Source organism: Enterobacter dykesii (assembly GCF_008364625.2).
Lineage (GTDB): Bacteria > Pseudomonadota > Gammaproteobacteria > Enterobacterales > Enterobacteriaceae > Enterobacter > Enterobacter dykesii.
The window spans coordinates 3086770-3101945 of record NZ_CP126604.1 but is presented as its reverse complement, the minus strand read 5'-3'; the positions used below and the strand labels follow the sequence as shown (position 1 = coordinate 3101945).

Here is a 15176-nt window from a genome sequence, read left to right as displayed (position 1 = left end):
AACATCCGTTACCGTTTTTAGTGTTTTCTCCCTCTCCCGGTGGGAGAGGGTTGGGGTGAGGGCACCAGAGCGCACCCTTTCCGGGTCGGGTAAGGCGAAGCCGCCACCCTACTTATTTTTAACGTACTACCGCTTGTCCGACAGTCTCATCTGCCTTCCACACGCGATACTTCACCTCTACGTTTTCAGGCGTATACACCACGATCGGTAGCTTGCTGTTGTAGCGCAACAGACTGTTGTCGCCCAGATACGCCGTTACAAATTTCTTCTCTTTCTTGCCGTCCGGGCAGGCCATCATGGTGGAGACCGGCGAGGTCACTTTGTCAAAAACGTAATAGTCGTAACCCCAGCCTTCCAGGGTTTTACTTTCCAGCTGACCGCCCAGACGGTGCTGGTTGCAGTCCACTTCCAGCGTCTTGCCAATTAACAGTTCCACTTTGAAGTTCCCTTCATCCTGCTGAACCGGCAGCTGAATCACCTGACGCTTCATCCCTTTTTCCGCTTTCGGATACGGGGCAACTTTTTCCAGCGGCTGCTCTTTTGGGGTTCCGCTGGCGAAAGCGCTGCTGCTGACGCACGCGGCGGCGATGAGGGCGATGGCAAATTTAGGTGCGTTTTTCATTGTCATTCCTTTATGTCAAAACGATCCTGCGCAGGGTAACATAACAACGATGAATGACCGGTGTTATTTACTTACTTTTTCACTAATGATAGTGTTATGCGCTTTTTATTTGCCTGTTTAGTGGTTTTTTATGCTGATGTGGAGTCGGGTGCCAGTTCGTGTTATTTTAGACCCTATATATTGTTATTCATCTGTGAAAGGGAAGAGAGATGGTTCGTGCAAAACTGAAAACGCCTGAAGGCCGCAAATTCCTCCTGGCGCTGCTGGTCGTATTTATGATTGCCGCCGCGTGCGTGGGACGGGCCACTATTGTTGGCGTCATCGAACAGTACAACATTCCTCTCTCTGCCTGGACAACAAGCATGTATGTCCTGCAGTCGGCGATGATCTTTGTCTACAGCCTGGTGTTCACCGTTCTGCTGGCCATCCCGCTGGGCATCTTCTTCCTGGGTGGACGTGAGAAGCGCTAAGCATTCACTTCAGATAAAAAAGCCAGCCTGCGGGCTGGTTTTTTTACATCAGATGATTTTCTTCGGCCTTCATGAGCCGAAAACGCCCGTCGAACATAAACGCACGAACCCCATCAAAAAAGAGTACCTAAAGCGTCTCGGGAAAGGCTGCTGGTGGGTCATTGGCCTGGGGGCAGGGGCAATATGGGATACGTTTGGCGCGGAATATACGTTTTATGCCGGAGCGGTGATTTGTCTGGTTACGCTGGTGTATCTGCGCAAAACGCCGGACGAAGCGAAATAAAAAACCAGCCATCAGGCTGGTTTTCAATGTGTTTTTGGTCGGCACGAGAGGATTTGAACCTCCGACCCCCGACACCCCATGACGGTGCGCTACCAGGCTGCGCTACGTGCCGACGCATAAAAAGAATACTACTCGATTCCGTTTTGAATGCAAGGGAATCCGTCGCTAACTGGTTTATTATTAATCAGTTAGCGATGAAACGCTTCTCATCCGTCAGGACCTGCAGCAGCAGGCTCAGCTGCGGCTTCTGGTCTTTTAACCGTTCACCCTGCAGATTATACGTCTGATAATTCCCGTTGCTGTTCAGCACCAGCGTCAGCTTCGGCGTGGTCACCACCAGCGTATTATTCCCCGCCGCCGTCACCCAGCTGTGGCGGCGCGCGGCGCTGAAGAGATCCTGCCCCTGCGAATACTCGTTTGCTGGCGTGCTGACGTGCAGCAGGCGTTGCATCAGGGTGGTCATCACATCTTTATGCTCGGTGAGCATATTGATGCGCTGCGCCGGGGTGCCTGGCCAGTGGATCACCAGTGGAACCTGCAGATTCGGGCGAGACCAGCTCATACTCTTCGTCTCGTCACCTAGCGGGATGCCATGGCCCGCGGTCACGATCACCACGGTATTGTCCAGCTTGCCCGACTCGCGAAGCGCGTCAAGCACGCGGCCTATCTGCGCATCAACATCGCCAGCCGCACGGCCGTAGCGGCGCGCAAAGTCACTTTTATTGCTGTTGGCAAGCGTTGTGCCGTTAAAGGCAACCCATGAGAACCAGCGGTTATCTTCCTGGGCGTAGCGCTGCAGCCAGTTTATCCATTGGCTGGCGGTCTGCGCGTCGGACTGATTTTGCGCCGTCGGTAGTGAGAAATCGGACAGCAGCGCCTGACGGTAGAGCGGGCTGTTAAAGCCATCGGAGGAGAACAACCCTAGCTGATAGCCTTGCTGATTCAGCCCGGTGATCAGCGCCGCAGGCGTGCGGGTAGACAGTACGCCGTCCATGTAGCCGGCTGAAATGCCATAGAACAGGCCAAAGATGCCAGCATCGGTTGTGTTACCGGAGCTCATATGCTGAGTAAACGAGACGTTCTGACTCGCGAAAGCGGCCAGCGCAGGCATCTGCTTCTCGAAGCGGGAATAGTTCAGGCCATCGACGGTGATCAGCAGGACGTTTTGCCCGCGTCCCATATCGCGGTAGTTCAGGTCGCTCAAAGGATACTGAACGCTGACGGCTTCCGGGTTACCCTGCTCGATGAGACGGCGCTGGTACTCCTGCGCATCAAGCAGGCCGTGTTTCTCGAGGAAGCGACGGGCCGTCATCGGGTATGAGAGCGGCAGGTTCGCACGCTGCATGGTAATCGGGCGATAGAAGTTCGCATCCGCCCAGATATACATGATGTGCGAACTGATAAAGGAGACGAAGAAGAGCGCGGCGACGGGCTTCGCATAATGGCGTCGCCGGGTCAGGCTGCGGAGCTTTTGCCAGCTCCAGGTGGCGAACAGCATCTCAATCAACAGGATCACCGGGACGCTGATAAACATCAGCTGCCAGTCGCGGGCCGTTTCGTTCTGGTCGGGGTTAATCACCAGTTCCCAGACGATGGGGTTGAGATGCAGGTGGAAGCGGGTGAACACTTCACTGTCGATAAGCAGCAGCGTCATCCCCACCGTCGCAAGGATGGCGGACAAGAATCGCATCAGACGCTGCGACATGACGATAAACGTCAGGGGGAACAGGATCAGCAGATAGGTGGCGAAAACCAAAAAGCTAAAGTGACCGACAACGCTTATCCAGGAGTAAATACGCCCGGTTAGCGTTGTTGGCCAGTCTGCGACAAACAGATAACGACAGCCAATGGCCGTCGCCAGCAGAATGTTGAACAGGGCAAACCAGTGCCCCCAGCTGACCATCTGGGAGACTTTTTCACGGTAGCGCTGACGATTCGTCACCATAAACTGTTGTTCGTATCCCTTAATGGGCCGGGTCGTTGCTGACGGACGACTGTAAAGCCTGGGCGAAAGATTTTGCGATCGCCTGACGCTGAGCCGGAGCAACGCTGGTGTTAATCAGGTTGGTGACCATATTTCCCAAAACCATCAGGGAGAGATCGGTCGGCGTTTTATGTTTTTCCAGTACGTTGACCAGCTCACTGAGCAGTTGTTCAACGTGTTCATCACTGTAGCGGGAATGTTGTGGCATAAATCAAAATCAGTTTGTTGATGAAAGGGCAACATATTACCGTAGCAACAGCTTTTTTTCCCCTTTTTTATCTGTTGTTGCACACATGTCCTGGTGGTGGTTGAATACCGCCCGGTCTAAAAGGAGAGTTTATCATGAGTCTGGAAATCAACCAGATTGCCTTGCACCAGCTTATCAAGCGTGATGAGCAAACCCTTGAAGTGGTGCTGCGCGATTCGTTACTGGAACCCACGGCGACCGTGGTGGAGATGATGGCAGAGCTGCATCGCGTCTACAGCGCCAAAAATAAAGCCTATGGTCTGTTCAGCGAAGAGAGTGAACTGGCCGATAGCCTGCGCCTGCAGCGTCAGGGCGAAGAGGATTTCCTCGCGTTTAGCCGCGCCGCAACCGGGCGTCTGCGCGACGAGCTGGCGAAATATCCGTTCGCCGACGGTGGGATCGTGCTGTTCTGCCACTATCGCTACCTGGCGGTAGAGTATCTGCTGGTTACCGTGCTGAATAACTTAAGCAGCATGCGCGTGAACGAGCAGCTGGATATCAGCTCAACGCATTATCTGGATATCAACCATGCGGATATCGTGGCGCGTATTGATTTGACCGAATGGGAAACCAACCCGGAGTCAACCCGCTACCTGACTTTCCTGAAGGGACGCGTGGGCCGCAAAGTGGCGGATTTCTTTATGGATTTCCTCGGTGCCAGCGAAGGGCTCAACGCTAAAGCGCAGAATAAAGGGCTGCTCCAGGCGGTTGACGACTTTACGGCTGAAGCGCAGCTCGATAAATCTGAGCGCCAGACCGTGCGTCAGCAGGTATACAGCTACTGCAACGAACAGCTGCAGGCAGGGGAGGAGATCGAGCTGGAGTCCCTGTCAAAAGAGCTGGCGGGCGTCAGCGAAGTCAGCTTCCAGGAATTCACCGCGGAGAAAGGCTATGAGCTTGAAGAGAGCTTCCCGGCCGATCGCAGTACGCTGCGTCAGTTGACCAAGTTTGCCGGTAGCGGCGGTGGGTTAACCATTAACTTTGATGCGATGTTGCTGGGGGAACGCATCTTCTGGGATCCGGCCACCGATACGCTGACCATTAAAGGTACGCCGCCGAACCTGCGCGATCAGCTTCAGCGCCGCACCTCGGGTGGGAAATAACAGCCATAAAAAAACCCCGCAGAAGCGGGGTTTTTTTTCGACGAGTTTGCGATTACGCGCGAACGAAGTCGATGTGAGTCAGTTTTGGCTTGAACGCGTGACGCTGAACAGCCTGAACTTTCACTTTTTCTTCTTTACCGCCAACAACGATGGTCAGAACTTCGCTGTAGAATTCAGCTTTGGTCTGCAGGTTCCACAGTTTGTCGTGATCCAGTTCGATTGCAACTGGAGCAGCTTCGCCACCGTAAACGATAGCCGGGAACTTGTTAGCGTTACGCAGGCGGCGGCTCGCACCCTTACCCTGCACGTTACGTACTTCTGCTTCGATAGTGAACATTGATTTCTCTCTGTATTTAAAACCCTACTACAGGCGACCCAGCAGCAGGTGAGTGTTCTGCCTCACGGATGTGAAGCGGGCGGCATTTTATACTCAAATGCCCCTCACATCAATGAAAAGTCCCGCTAACCGCGCAATTCGTTGGCGCGACGGAAGCGACCTTCGTAGTCAAAGAGCTTCTCGCGCACCTGCCAGAACTGGCCTTTCTTACGGGCGACGACAAAATCCGGATGGCGCAATAACACCTGCTGGCGCACGATATCGGCTACGGTTATCCAGCGCAGGGGAACGCCCGGCGTTCGGGTATGCGGGCGGATAAACAGCTGTTCGAAGGCCATTCGCTGGGCAGGCGTCTGAACCCGAAAGCGCTCGCTGACGTCCGCCCCGTCTTCGTCGTAATAGGTGATTTTCAGCCACTCGCCTTTTTCATCGGCGCCGGGCTGCAGCGCCATGCCGGAACAGCGCAGCACCAGGGCATCTTTCAGCTTTAGCGCCGCTTTCAGCATGTCGTCCGGGTCAACCAGCACCGTGTCGCATTCCCGGCAGCGGCGAGCGGCAATGTCGTTTTCGGCATTGCACTGTGGGCAGTTTTTAAAGCGGAAGCGAAAATCGCACTGCTCGCGGTGCCCGTCATCATCTTCAAACCAGCCCTGACAGCGGCGGCCAAAATGTTCGATCAGCGTACCGTCGGCGGTGGTTTTTCCCCAGAAGGTGTTGGCAAACCCGCAGGCAGGGCAAAAGACCTGCACGGGCACGTTGTCGCTTTTCCCTTTTGGCGCGCCGACCTCAGGCGTATAGAGATCGTGCGGGTTGCCGGCATAATCCAGAATCAGGCAGTCGGTTTTCCCCGGGGCCAGACGCAGGCCGCGGCCAACAATTTGCTGATACAGACTGACCGATTCGGTCGGGCGCAAAATGGCGATCAGGTCGACGTGCGGGGCGTCAAAGCCGGTGGTCAACACCGACACGTTAACCAGATAGCGGAACTGCTGGGCTTTAAAGGCCTCAATCAGGCGGTCGCGCTCCGGGCCGGGCGTCTCGCCGGTGATTAACGCCGCGTCGCCAGCGGGCAGTAATCCAGTGATTTCACGCGCGTGCTCAACGGTGGCGGCAAAGATCATTACCCCCTTGCGCGTCGCGGCGAACTCCTCAATCTGGCTGATAATATGCGGCGTAATGCGCTTCTGCTTTTTCAGCTCCTGGTTGAGATCCGCTTCGCTGAATAAGCCGTTGCTCTGCGCCTGCAGGCGGCTGAAATCGTACTGTACCACCGGCATATCCAGCCGTTCAGGCGGCGTCAGGTAGCCATGTTTAATCATGTAGCGCAGCGGAAGTTCGTAGATGCAGTCGCTGAACAGGGCTTTGTCATCGCCGCGCACCATGCCGTGATAATGGTAGCGATAGATCCAGCCTTTCCCCAGGCGAAACGGGGTCGCCGTCAGGCCCAGCAGGCGCAGATGAGGGTTCACCTCTTTCAGGTGGGACAGGATTTGCTGATATTGGCTGTCGTCGTCATCGCTGATGCGGTGACATTCGTCGACAATCAGCAGCGAAAATTCGCTGCGAAACAGGTCCAGATTGCGCGCCACCGACTGCACGCTGCCAAAGACCACTTTGCCGTGGCTCTCTTTACGCTTTAACCCGGCGGCGAAAATATCGGCCTCCAGCCCAAGCGCACAATACTTGGCATGGTTTTGCGCGACGAGCTCTTTGACGTGCGCCAGCACAAGCACGCGACCGCGGGCCAGACGCGCCAGTTCGGCGATGACCAGGCTTTTGCCTGCGCCGGTCGGGAGCACAATCGCCGCCGGCTCGCGATGTTTACGGAACCAGGCGAGGGTGGCGTTAACGGCTTCCTGCTGATAGGGACGAAGTGTAAAAGTCATGGGGTCTCGGTTTCGTTATTCCGCACATAGTATGCCACGAAACTTTTTCCCTTGAGTGGCGCAACCAGACCATTATACTGAACCGTTCCAGACTGCTTCTTTTTTCGGACCTGTTGTCCGACTTCCAGCACCATTAAGGCTAAAAAGATTTCATGCGACTTGATAAGTTTATCGCTCAGCAACTCGGCGTAAGCCGCGCTATTGCCGGGCGCGAAATTCGCGCCAGCCGCGTTACCGTGGATGGCGACACTGTGAGAGACAGCGCGTTCAAACTGCAACCTGACCATCAGGTGGAGTATGACGGCAATCCGCTGACCCAGCAGCACGGTCCGCGCTACTTCATGCTCAACAAGCCGGAAGGCTACGTCTGCTCAACGGACGATCCCGATCACCCGACGGTGCTCTATTTCCTCGACGAACCGGTGGCGCACAAGCTGCACGCCGCAGGCCGCCTCGACATCGACACCACGGGTCTGGTGCTGATGACCGACGACGGGCAGTGGTCGCATCGCATTACTTCCCCGCGTCACCACTGCGAGAAAACCTATCTGGTCACGCTGGAGTCGCCGGTGTCGGATGACACGGCAGAGCAATTCACGAAAGGCGTTCAGCTGCATAATGAAAAAGATCTGACCAAACCCGCCGTGCTTGAGGTGATTACGCCGACGGAAGTCCGTCTGACCATCAGCGAGGGGCGTTACCATCAGGTGAAACGTATGTTTGCCGCGGTGGGGAACCACGTTGTTGGCCTGCATCGCGAACGGATTGGTGCGATTGAGCTCGATCCCGACCTGGCGCCTGGCGAATATCGCCCGTTAACGGAAGAAGAGATCGCCAGCGTCGGTCTTCCTTCGCACTAATTTCAGGAGAGCTCTGTGACCACCAGGCCACACTCGTCGTTCAAAATCGTCTTCATTCTTGGCCTGCTGGCCATGCTGATGCCGCTGTCTATTGATATGTACCTGCCCGCACTGCCGGTCATTTCCGCGCAGTTTGGCGTTCCGGCGGGCAGTGCGCAGATGACGCTCAGCACCTATATTCTCGGCTTTGCCCTCGGCCAGCTGTTTTATGGCCCGATGGCGGACAGTCTTGGACGCAAGCCCGTCATTCTGGGCGGGACGCTGGTCTTTGCGGCCGCAGCGGTTGCCTGTGCGCTGGCGCAGACCATCGATCATCTGATTATCATGCGCTTCTTCCACGGTCTGGCGGCGGCAGCGGCAAGCGTGGTGATTAACGCCCTGATGCGCGATATCTACCCGAAAGAAGAGTTCTCCCGCATGATGTCGTTCGTGATGCTGGTGACGACGATTGCGCCGCTGGTGGCCCCGATGGCCGGTGGTGCGGTGCTGGTGTGGTTTAGCTGGCATGTGATTTTCTGGATCCTGGCCCTGGCCGCGCTGCTGGCCTCGGCGATGATCTTCTTCTTTATTGATGAAACGCTTCCCGTCGAGCGCCGTCAGAAATTCCACATCCGAACCACCATCGGCAACTTTGCCTCGCTGTTTCGCCACAAGCGCGTGCTCAGCTATATGCTGGCAAGCGGGTTCAGCTTCGCCGGGATGTTCTCCTTCCTGAGCGCCGGGCCGTTTGTCTACATCGAGCTGAACCACGTTTCGCCGCAGCACTTCGGCTACTATTTCGCGCTTAACATCGTCTTCCTGTTCATCATGACCATCATCAACAGCCGTTTTGTCCGGCGGGTAGGGGCGCTGAACATGTTCCGCGCCGGGCTGTGGATCCAGTTTGTGATGGCGATCTGGCTGGTGGTGAGCGCGTTTCTGGGCGTGGGCTTCTGGGCGCTGGTGGTTGGCGTGGCGGCCTTTGTCGGCTGCGTGTCGATGGTGTCATCTAATGCGATGGCGGTGATCCTGGATGAGTTTCCGCATATGGCGGGCACCGCCTCTTCCCTGGCGGGGACGTTCCGCTTCGGCATCGGCGCTATCGTCGGGGCGTTGCTTTCAATGGCTACCTTTACGACGGCATGGCCCATGCTGTGGGCGATGGCTTTTTGCGCAACCAGCTCGATATTCTTCTATCTTTACGCCAGTCGACCGCGAAAAGTGGCCCACTAAAACACAGAGAAGGCCCGGCAGGGCCTTTTTTGTTGATGCATATCAACCAAACCCCCGTTCGTTTATTCCGTGTTTGTTTATTTTATGTAAAATCTATTTGTGTAAAAAGTCACATCATTGTATTCAAAAAGGTTGAGTTAGATCGCAGAAACGGGTACATATAGCGCCGACGCGAGCCTGAATACCGATAAAAAAGCGCTGAAGAGTGCAGGCTGGCGATGATGTGTTACTATAAATGTAAATAAATTGTGAAGTAAATTTTGCTTCCGGGGAACGAACGTGAATACATTACAACTTTCTATTGTCCATCGCTTGCCCCAGAGCTATCGCTGGTCGACGGGTTTTGCAGGTTCGAAAGTTGAACCGATTCCGCAAAACGTCGCGGGCTGTGAAAACTGCCTGGTGGCGCTCAAGCTGCTGAGCCCGAGCGACGAAAATGCATGGCGGGTGATGGAGCGTCTCAGCCAGGCCCTGACGGATATCGAAGTGGACAGCTCCGTGCTGGAGTGCGAAGGTGAGCCGTGCCTGTTTGTGAAAAGCCAGGACGAGTTTGCCGCCACCTGCCGTCTGAAAAATTTTGGCGTTGCCATCGCGGAGCCTTTCTCCGGCCAGTACCCGTTCTGACCGCTAGTCTGCCGACAACAGCTGGCGCGTGTAGCGCTGCGTTGGCGCGCTAAATACGCGCTGGCACTCTCCCTGCTCGACCACTTCTCCCTGTCGCAACACAATCACCTGATGGCATAGCGCCCGCACCACCTGAAGATCGTGGCTGATAAAGATATAGGCCAGCCGGTGCTTTTCCTGTAGCCCTTTCAGCAGCGCCAGGATCTGCGCCTGAACGGTTCTGTCCAGCGACGATGTTGGTTCATCCAGAATAATCAGCTCCGGCTTCAGGATCAGCGCGCGGGCAATGGCGATACGCTGGCGCTGACCGCCGGAGAATTCAGCCGGATAGCGGTGGCGCGTCCCGGCATTCAGGCCCACTTCGGCCATCACCCGAATAACCTCCTGTTCCCGTTGCTGAGCGCTCAGGCCGGGCTGATGCACGCGCAGACCCTCCTCGATAATCTGTAACACGCTGAGCCGGGGGTTAAGCGAGGAGTTGGGATCCTGAAACACCACCTGCATGCGGGGCCGCACCGGCAGCATCTGACGGCGGTTCCAGCGGTGCAGCGGCATATCGTCAAAGAGGATCTCGCCCTGGGAGGCAATTAAGCGCAGCAGCGCCAGACCGGTGGTGCTTTTGCCCGAACCGGATTCGCCCACCAGCCCCAGGGATTCTCCCGGGCGCAGCGAGAAGCGGATGTTTTTCAGCACCGGATTCTGGTCGACGATGCGCCGCAGAATACCTTTGCGGATCGGGAACGAGACGGACAGATCCTCAACGCGCAGCAGCGGCGTGCTGTCCGCATCGAGAGGAACCGGGTCGCCGGAGGGTTCGCTGTCGAGCAAACGCTGCGTATAGGGGTGCTGCGGCGCGCTCAGCAGCGTGGACGCGGTATTCTGTTCAACGCATCGTCCGTTTTGCATCACCGCGACGCTGTCGGCCAGCTTTCTCACAATGCTCAGGTTGTGCGTGATAAACAGCAGGCTCATGTTCAGCTCGTCACGCAGTTCCCGCAGCAGCGTCAGTATTTGCGCCTGTACCGTCACGTCCAGCGCCGTTGTGGGCTCGTCGGCAATCAACAGCTCGGGCCGCGTGAGCAGGGCCATGGCGATCATCACGCGCTGGCGTTCGCCGCCGGAGAGCTGGTGCGGAAAATCATTCAGCCGTTTGGCCGCATTGCGTATGCCCGTTCGTTCCAGACAGTCCAGAATTTCTCCCCGCGCGGCCTCTTTGCGCATCCCCCGGTGCAGGGAGAGCACTTCATAGAGCTGTTTTTCCAGGCTGTGCAGCGGGTTGAGGGAAACCATCGGCTCCTGGAAGATCATGGCGATTTTGTTGCCGCGAATGCCGCGAAGGGTCTGTTCATCGGCGTGCAGCAGCGAACGGCCGTGAAACAGAATATCCCCTTGCGGGTAGCTCACCGGTGGAGACGGCAACAGGCGCAGGATAGAGAGCGCCGAAACGCTCTTGCCTGAACCCGACTCGCCCACCAGGGCCAGCGTTTCCCCGGTCTGGATCTGCAGCGACAGGTCGGTGACCACGGTGCGCGTCTCGTCCTGCTTAGAAAAAGCAATCGACAGGTTATCAATACTGAGAAGAGGCTGGCTCATTTTATACCGCCTTGTTCGGGTCAAAGGCATCGCGCACGGCTTCGCCAATAAAAATCAGCAGCGACAGCAGCACGGCCACGGAAAGAAAGGCGGCGATGCCTAACCACGGCGCCTGCAGGTTGTTTTTGCCCTGCAGCAGCAGTTCGCCGAGCGACGGGGAACCCAGCGGTAGCCCGAAACCAAGAAAATCCAGCGAGGTGAGGGTGGTGATGGAGCTGCACAGAATAAACGGCAGGAAGGTGAGCGTTGCCACGACCGCGTTGGGCAGCATGTGGCGGAAGATGATCCCCCGGTCGCTCACGCCAAGCGCCTGCGCGGCGCGAATGTAGTCGAAATTGCGGGTGCGCAGGAACTCCGCGCGCACCACGCCCACCAGCGCCATCCAGCCGAAGAGGACGGTGATGCCTAACAGCCACCAGAAGCCGGGCTGCACCACGCTGGAAAGCAGGATGATCAGAAACAGCGTTGGCATGCCTGACCAGACTTCAATAACCCGCTGGCCCCACAGGTCAATTTTCCCGCCGTAGTAGCCCTGAACGGCACCCGCCACAACGCCCATTACGCTTGAGAAGATCGTCAGCATCAGCCCAAAGAGAAGAGAAATTCGCGTGCCATACAGGATGCGCGCCAGCACGTCGCCGCCGTTTGCATCCGTTCCAAGCCAGTTTTGCGCGGAGGGCGGGGAAGGGAACGGAGTCGTGGTGGCGAAGTTAATGCTGTTGGCGCCAAAGCGCACCGGCGCCCAGAGCGCCCATCCGTGCTGTTCGATCTGCTGGCGAAGCCACGGATCCTGATACTCCGCCGGTGTCGCAAACGGGCCGCCGAAGTCGCTTTCGCTGTAGTTGGCGATAACCGGCACGTACCAGCGGTCGTTAAAATGCACCAGCAACGGCTTGTCGTTGGCGATCAGCTCCGAACACATGCTTAAGGCAAACAGCACGGCAAAAATCCACAGCGACCAGTAGCCGCGGCGGTTGTGGCGAAAACGGGCCCAGCGGGCTTGGTTGACGGGGCTTAAACGCGGCATCAGCGGCCCTCAAAATCGATTCGGGGATCGACCAGCGTATAGCTGATATCACTGATGATATTCAGTAGCAGGCCAATCAGGGTGAAAATATAGAGTGTGCCAAACATCACCGGATAGTCGCGCGACACGGTAGCCTCATAGCCCAGCAGCCCCAGGCCGTTGAGTGAGAACATGACCTCTATCAGCAGCGAGCCGGTAAAAAACATGCCGATGAACGTGGCCGGAAACCCGGCGATCACCAGCAGCATGGCGTTACGGAACACGTGTTTCCACATGATCTGCTTCTCGCTCACGCCCTTAGCGCGGGCCGTGACAACGTACTGCTTACGAATTTCATCGAGAAAGGCGTTTTTGGTCAACATGGTCAGGGCCGCGAACCCGCCGATGACCGTGGCCAGCACCGGCAGCGTGATATGCCAGAGATAGTCGGTGATTTTCTGATACCACGGCAGGGAGCTGAAATCGGCGGAGACCAGCCCCCGCAGCGGGAAGAGGTCGAAATAGCTTCCCCCGGCAAAAAAGACGATCAGCAGGACGGCAAACAGAAACGCCGGGATGGCGTAGCCGATGATGATGAACGTGCTGCTCCAGATATCAAACCGGCTGCCGTTATACACCGCTTTGCGGATCCCGAGCGGGATAGAGACCAGGTAGATAATCAGCGTTCCCCATAACCCCAGCGTTATCGAAACCGGCAGGCTTTGCTTGATCAACGTTAACACTGATGCACTGCGAAACAGGCTGTCGCCAAAATCAAAGCGGATGTAATCCCAGAGCATCTTGAAATAGCGCTCGTGAATCGGTTTGTCAAAGCCGTAGCGGTGGGTGATCTCGGCGATCACCTCCGGATCCAGCCCGCGTCCGCCGCGATAATGGCTTTCGCTGATATTCCCTACGCCGGTTCGCGCATGGCTCGCGCCCATCCCTTCACCGCCGCCGCCGGGCATGCCGCCGCTGTTGCCGAATTCAATGGCGGCAATCGCCTGATCGACCGGGCCGCCGGGGGCGATTTGCACGATAAAAAAGTTAATCGTGATGATGGCCCACAGGGTGGGGATAATCAGCAGGAGACGACGGAGAAGATAGGCACCCATGATGATTCCTTATCGCCGCTCGGCGGGAAGTCTGGCGGCTTTGTTAACGTCATACCACCAGGTATCAAAGCCCAGAGAATAGACAGGGCGCACGGCAGGCACGGAGAACTTGTCCCAGCGCGCAAGGCGATCTTCGCCCATATACCACATCGGCAGCATGTAGTAGTTCCAGGTCAGGACCCTGTCGAGGGCGCGCCCGAGCGGCACGAGCTTATCTTTATCTCCCTGAGCTGCCACTATTTTCGCAATCAGCGCGTCAATCGCCGGGCTTTTTACCCCGGGCGCATTGTATGAAGAGTCGATGTAGCTGGAGGCCCAGGAGATTTGCAGGTCGGAGCTGGGCCACGGCTGCGCGGGCCACAGGCGCTGCATCATGTCGTAATCACGGCTGCGCATGCGGCTGGTGATCTGCGCGTTATCGACCTGGCGAATGTTCATGGTCACGCCCAGCCGCGCAAGGTTGTGCTTAAACGGCAGTACCCACTGATCGTTGCCCCCGGAGGAGAGCAGCAGTTCAAAGCTGAGAGGCTTACCCGTTCTGGCATCCACACGCTTTTGATTTTTCAGGTGCCAGCCCGCGTCATCCAGCAGCTTGCTGGCTTTCAGCAGGTTTTCGCGGTCGTAACCGTCACCGTTCGACGCGGGTGGCTGAAACACGGTGGTGAACACCTGTGGCGGCAGCTCCGCTTTCAGCGGCGCCAGCAGAGCCAGCTCGTCGGCTTTCGGGTAATCGCGCGCGGCATATTCGGTGTTCTGGAAATAGCTATTCGCACGGCTGTAAGCCCCGTAAAACAGCGCTTTGTTCATCCATTCAAAATCAAAGGCCAGGGAAATGGCTTCGCGCACCCGGCGATCATTAAATACCGGACGCTGAATATTAAACGCCAGCCAGCGGGTGTCCTGGGCAGACTCATTTTTGTGCTCGTCTTTGACGATATAGCCTTTGGCAAAATTTTTGCCGATATAGCGGGTCGCCCAGTTTTTGGCGCTGCTCTCGACGCGCAAATCGAAGGCGCCGGCTTTGAACGCTTCAAACGCCACGTTATCGTCGAGGTAGTAATCATAGCGAAGGGTGTCGAAATTCCAGCGCCCGCGGTTTACCGGCAGGTCTGCCGCCCAGTAGTCTTTCACGCGAGAGTAAACAACATATTGCCCCATGCGCCAGTCGGTGATGCGGTATGGGCCGCCTGCCAGCGGCGGCGTGGAAAGCGGGTCGCTTAGCTTATGATTTTTCCAGAACGATTCAGGCATTACCGGCAGCGAGAAAAGGCTGAGCATATTCTCTTTGTTCGGTTCGCTCAGCTCGATGCGCACGGTGAGCGGCGCGATGGCTCTGACGGATGCGCCTTTATACACGATGCGGAACTGGGGGACGCCTTCGGTCATGAATTTATGGAAGGTGAACGCGACGTCGCTCGCCTTAACCGGCGTACCGTCGTGAAAACGCGCTCGCGGATTCAGCGAGATTTCCGCCCAGGCGAAGTTATCGGCATAACGCACGTTCTCGGCAATCAGCGGATAGTAGCTGCCGGGTTCATCATCCGACGTGACGAAGAGCGTATCGTAAAGCGATTCCGTTCGCGCGGCCGCCACGCCGCGCAGGGCGAAGCGGTTGAAGTTGTCGAAGGTTCCCGTGGCGGAAAGCGTGACCTTTCCGCCCTTTGGCGCGGCAGGGTTAACGTAATCGAAGTGTGTAAAATTGACCGCATATTTCGGCTCGCCAATCACCGCGAAGGCGATATTTTCTTTGATGGCTTGCGCCTGGCTGGACAGGCTCGTTAGTGCCAACATCAGCAACATAAAGCGCATAAGCATCTCGCGGCAGCTCCCTCTT

At 56.7% G+C, this 15176-nt stretch carries 15 protein-coding genes and 1 tRNA gene; 6 read left to right on the top strand and 10 right to left on the bottom strand.

Annotated elements, in window-relative coordinates; translation table 11 throughout:
* Positions 1-118 precede the first annotated feature (118 nt).
* Positions 119-622: a serine protease inhibitor ecotin gene (gene eco / locus F0320_RS14800; RefSeq protein WP_126330822.1), complete on the bottom strand. Its 504-nt coding sequence runs from the start codon at positions 620-622 to the stop codon at positions 119-121.
* A 209-nt stretch (positions 623-831) separates the two neighbouring features.
* Here eco and F0320_RS14795 point away from each other — a divergent pair, with 209 nt between their 5' ends.
* The gene (locus tag F0320_RS14795; protein WP_063143759.1) at positions 832-1092 is read left to right on the top strand and encodes a DUF2534 family protein; all 261 of its coding nucleotides are present in this window, start codon (positions 832-834) and stop codon (positions 1090-1092) included.
* A 52-nt stretch (positions 1093-1144) separates the two neighbouring features.
* Complete coding sequence (locus F0320_RS14790) at positions 1145-1375, top strand: hypothetical protein (protein WP_233443250.1); 231 nt, start codon at positions 1145-1147, stop codon at positions 1373-1375.
* A gap of 35 nt (positions 1376-1410) precedes the next feature.
* On the opposite strand, the gene F0320_RS14785 is transcribed toward F0320_RS14790, so the two are convergent.
* The 3 genes from F0320_RS14785 to F0320_RS14775 all read right to left on the bottom strand — a co-directional run bounded on the left by F0320_RS14785 (position 1411) and on the right by F0320_RS14775 (position 3567).
* Positions 1411-1487: transfer RNA gene (locus tag F0320_RS14785), tRNA-Pro, on the bottom strand.
* Between the two features lie 72 nt (positions 1488-1559).
* Positions 1560-3320 carry an LPS biosynthesis-modulating metalloenzyme YejM gene (gene yejM, locus F0320_RS14780; protein ID WP_126330820.1) on the bottom strand — a complete coding sequence of 587 codons (1761 nt, stop codon included), beginning with the start codon at positions 3318-3320 and terminating at the stop codon, positions 1560-1562.
* Positions 3321-3339: 19 nt separating this feature from the next.
* Positions 3340-3567 carry a YejL family protein gene (locus tag F0320_RS14775; protein ID WP_008500958.1) on the bottom strand — a complete coding sequence of 76 codons (228 nt, stop codon included), beginning with the start codon at positions 3565-3567 and terminating at the stop codon, positions 3340-3342.
* Between the two features lie 134 nt (positions 3568-3701).
* Here F0320_RS14775 and yejK point away from each other — a divergent pair, with 134 nt between their 5' ends.
* Positions 3702-4709, top strand: coding sequence for a nucleoid-associated protein YejK (gene yejK / locus F0320_RS14770; protein WP_008500957.1), 1008 nt, complete (start codon positions 3702-3704; stop codon positions 4707-4709).
* A gap of 52 nt (positions 4710-4761) precedes the next feature.
* Here yejK and rplY read toward each other — a convergent pair whose 3' ends face one another.
* Together rplY and F0320_RS14760 are read right to left on the bottom strand one after the other, a co-directional pair.
* Positions 4762-5046, bottom strand: coding sequence for a 50S ribosomal protein L25 (rplY, locus tag F0320_RS14765; RefSeq protein ID WP_023312497.1), 285 nt, complete (start codon positions 5044-5046; stop codon positions 4762-4764).
* Positions 5047-5171: 125 nt separating this feature from the next.
* Positions 5172-6932: a DEAD/DEAH box helicase gene (locus F0320_RS14760; RefSeq protein WP_126330818.1), complete on the bottom strand. Its 1761-nt coding sequence runs from the start codon at positions 6930-6932 to the stop codon at positions 5172-5174.
* 152 nt (positions 6933-7084) lie between these two features.
* On the opposite strand from F0320_RS14760, the gene rsuA reads away from it, so the two are divergent.
* The 3 genes from rsuA (at position 7085) to F0320_RS14745 (ending at position 9628) form a co-directional block, all read left to right on the top strand.
* Positions 7085-7792: a 16S rRNA pseudouridine(516) synthase RsuA gene (gene rsuA, locus F0320_RS14755; protein WP_126330816.1), complete on the top strand. Its 708-nt coding sequence runs from the start codon at positions 7085-7087 to the stop codon at positions 7790-7792.
* Positions 7793-7807: 15 nt separating this feature from the next.
* On the top strand, positions 7808-9004 hold the full coding sequence (locus F0320_RS14750) for a Bcr/CflA family multidrug efflux MFS transporter (protein ID WP_126330814.1): 1197 nt from the start codon (positions 7808-7810) through the stop codon (positions 9002-9004).
* Positions 9005-9283: 279 nt separating this feature from the next.
* Positions 9284-9628: a YejG family protein gene (locus F0320_RS14745; RefSeq protein ID WP_045334337.1), complete on the top strand. Its 345-nt coding sequence runs from the start codon at positions 9284-9286 to the stop codon at positions 9626-9628.
* 3 nt (positions 9629-9631) lie between these two features.
* On the opposite strand, the gene yejF is transcribed toward F0320_RS14745, so the two are convergent.
* From yejF to F0320_RS14725, 4 genes are read right to left on the bottom strand one after another with little or no spacing between them, the layout of a single operon-like run.
* The gene (gene yejF / locus F0320_RS14740) at positions 9632-11221 is read right to left on the bottom strand and encodes a microcin C ABC transporter ATP-binding protein YejF (RefSeq protein ID WP_126330813.1); all 1590 of its coding nucleotides are present in this window, start codon (positions 11219-11221) and stop codon (positions 9632-9634) included.
* A gap of 1 nt (position 11222) precedes the next feature.
* Positions 11223-12248, bottom strand: coding sequence for an ABC transporter permease (locus tag F0320_RS14735; RefSeq protein WP_023312492.1), 1026 nt, complete (start codon positions 12246-12248; stop codon positions 11223-11225).
* Positions 12248-13342, bottom strand: coding sequence for a microcin C ABC transporter permease YejB (locus F0320_RS14730; RefSeq protein WP_045402802.1), 1095 nt, complete (start codon positions 13340-13342; stop codon positions 12248-12250). The genes F0320_RS14735 and F0320_RS14730 overlap by 1 nt, the downstream gene beginning before the upstream one ends.
* A 9-nt stretch (positions 13343-13351) precedes the next feature.
* On the bottom strand, positions 13352-15157 hold the full coding sequence (locus F0320_RS14725; protein WP_126330811.1) for an extracellular solute-binding protein: 1806 nt from the start codon (positions 15155-15157) through the stop codon (positions 13352-13354).
* Positions 15158-15176: the final 19 nt, after the last annotated feature.

Bases quoted from the DNA above. Each gene is read 5' to 3' on its own strand.
- F0320_RS14730 (WP_045402802.1), bottom strand. From the start codon at position 13,342: ATGGGTGCCTATCTTCTCCGTCGTCTCCTGCTGATTATCCCCACCCTG.
- F0320_RS14795 (WP_063143759.1), top strand. From the start codon at position 832: ATGGTTCGTGCAAAACTGAAAACGCCTGAAGGCCGCAAATTCCTCCTG.
- rplY (WP_023312497.1), bottom strand. From the start codon at position 5,046: ATGTTCACTATCGAAGCAGAAGTACGTAACGTGCAGGGTAAGGGTGCG.
- yejF (WP_126330813.1), bottom strand. From the start codon at position 11,221: ATGAGCCAGCCTCTTCTCAGTATTGATAACCTGTCGATTGCTTTTTCT.
- rsuA (WP_126330816.1), top strand. From the start codon at position 7,085: ATGCGACTTGATAAGTTTATCGCTCAGCAACTCGGCGTAAGCCGCGCT.
- yejM (WP_126330820.1), bottom strand. From the start codon at position 3,320: ATGGTGACGAATCGTCAGCGCTACCGTGAAAAAGTCTCCCAGATGGTC.
- F0320_RS14790 (WP_233443250.1), top strand. From the start codon at position 1,145: ATGATTTTCTTCGGCCTTCATGAGCCGAAAACGCCCGTCGAACATAAA.
- F0320_RS14775 (WP_008500958.1), bottom strand. From the start codon at position 3,567: ATGCCACAACATTCCCGCTACAGTGATGAACACGTTGAACAACTGCTC.
- yejK (WP_008500957.1), top strand. From the start codon at position 3,702: ATGAGTCTGGAAATCAACCAGATTGCCTTGCACCAGCTTATCAAGCGT.
- F0320_RS14725 (WP_126330811.1), bottom strand. From the start codon at position 15,157: ATGCTTATGCGCTTTATGTTGCTGATGTTGGCACTAACGAGCCTGTCC.
- eco (WP_126330822.1), bottom strand. From the start codon at position 622: ATGAAAAACGCACCTAAATTTGCCATCGCCCTCATCGCCGCCGCGTGC.
- F0320_RS14735 (WP_023312492.1), bottom strand. From the start codon at position 12,248: ATGCCGCGTTTAAGCCCCGTCAACCAAGCCCGCTGGGCCCGTTTTCGC.
- F0320_RS14760 (WP_126330818.1), bottom strand. From the start codon at position 6,932: ATGACTTTTACACTTCGTCCCTATCAGCAGGAAGCCGTTAACGCCACC.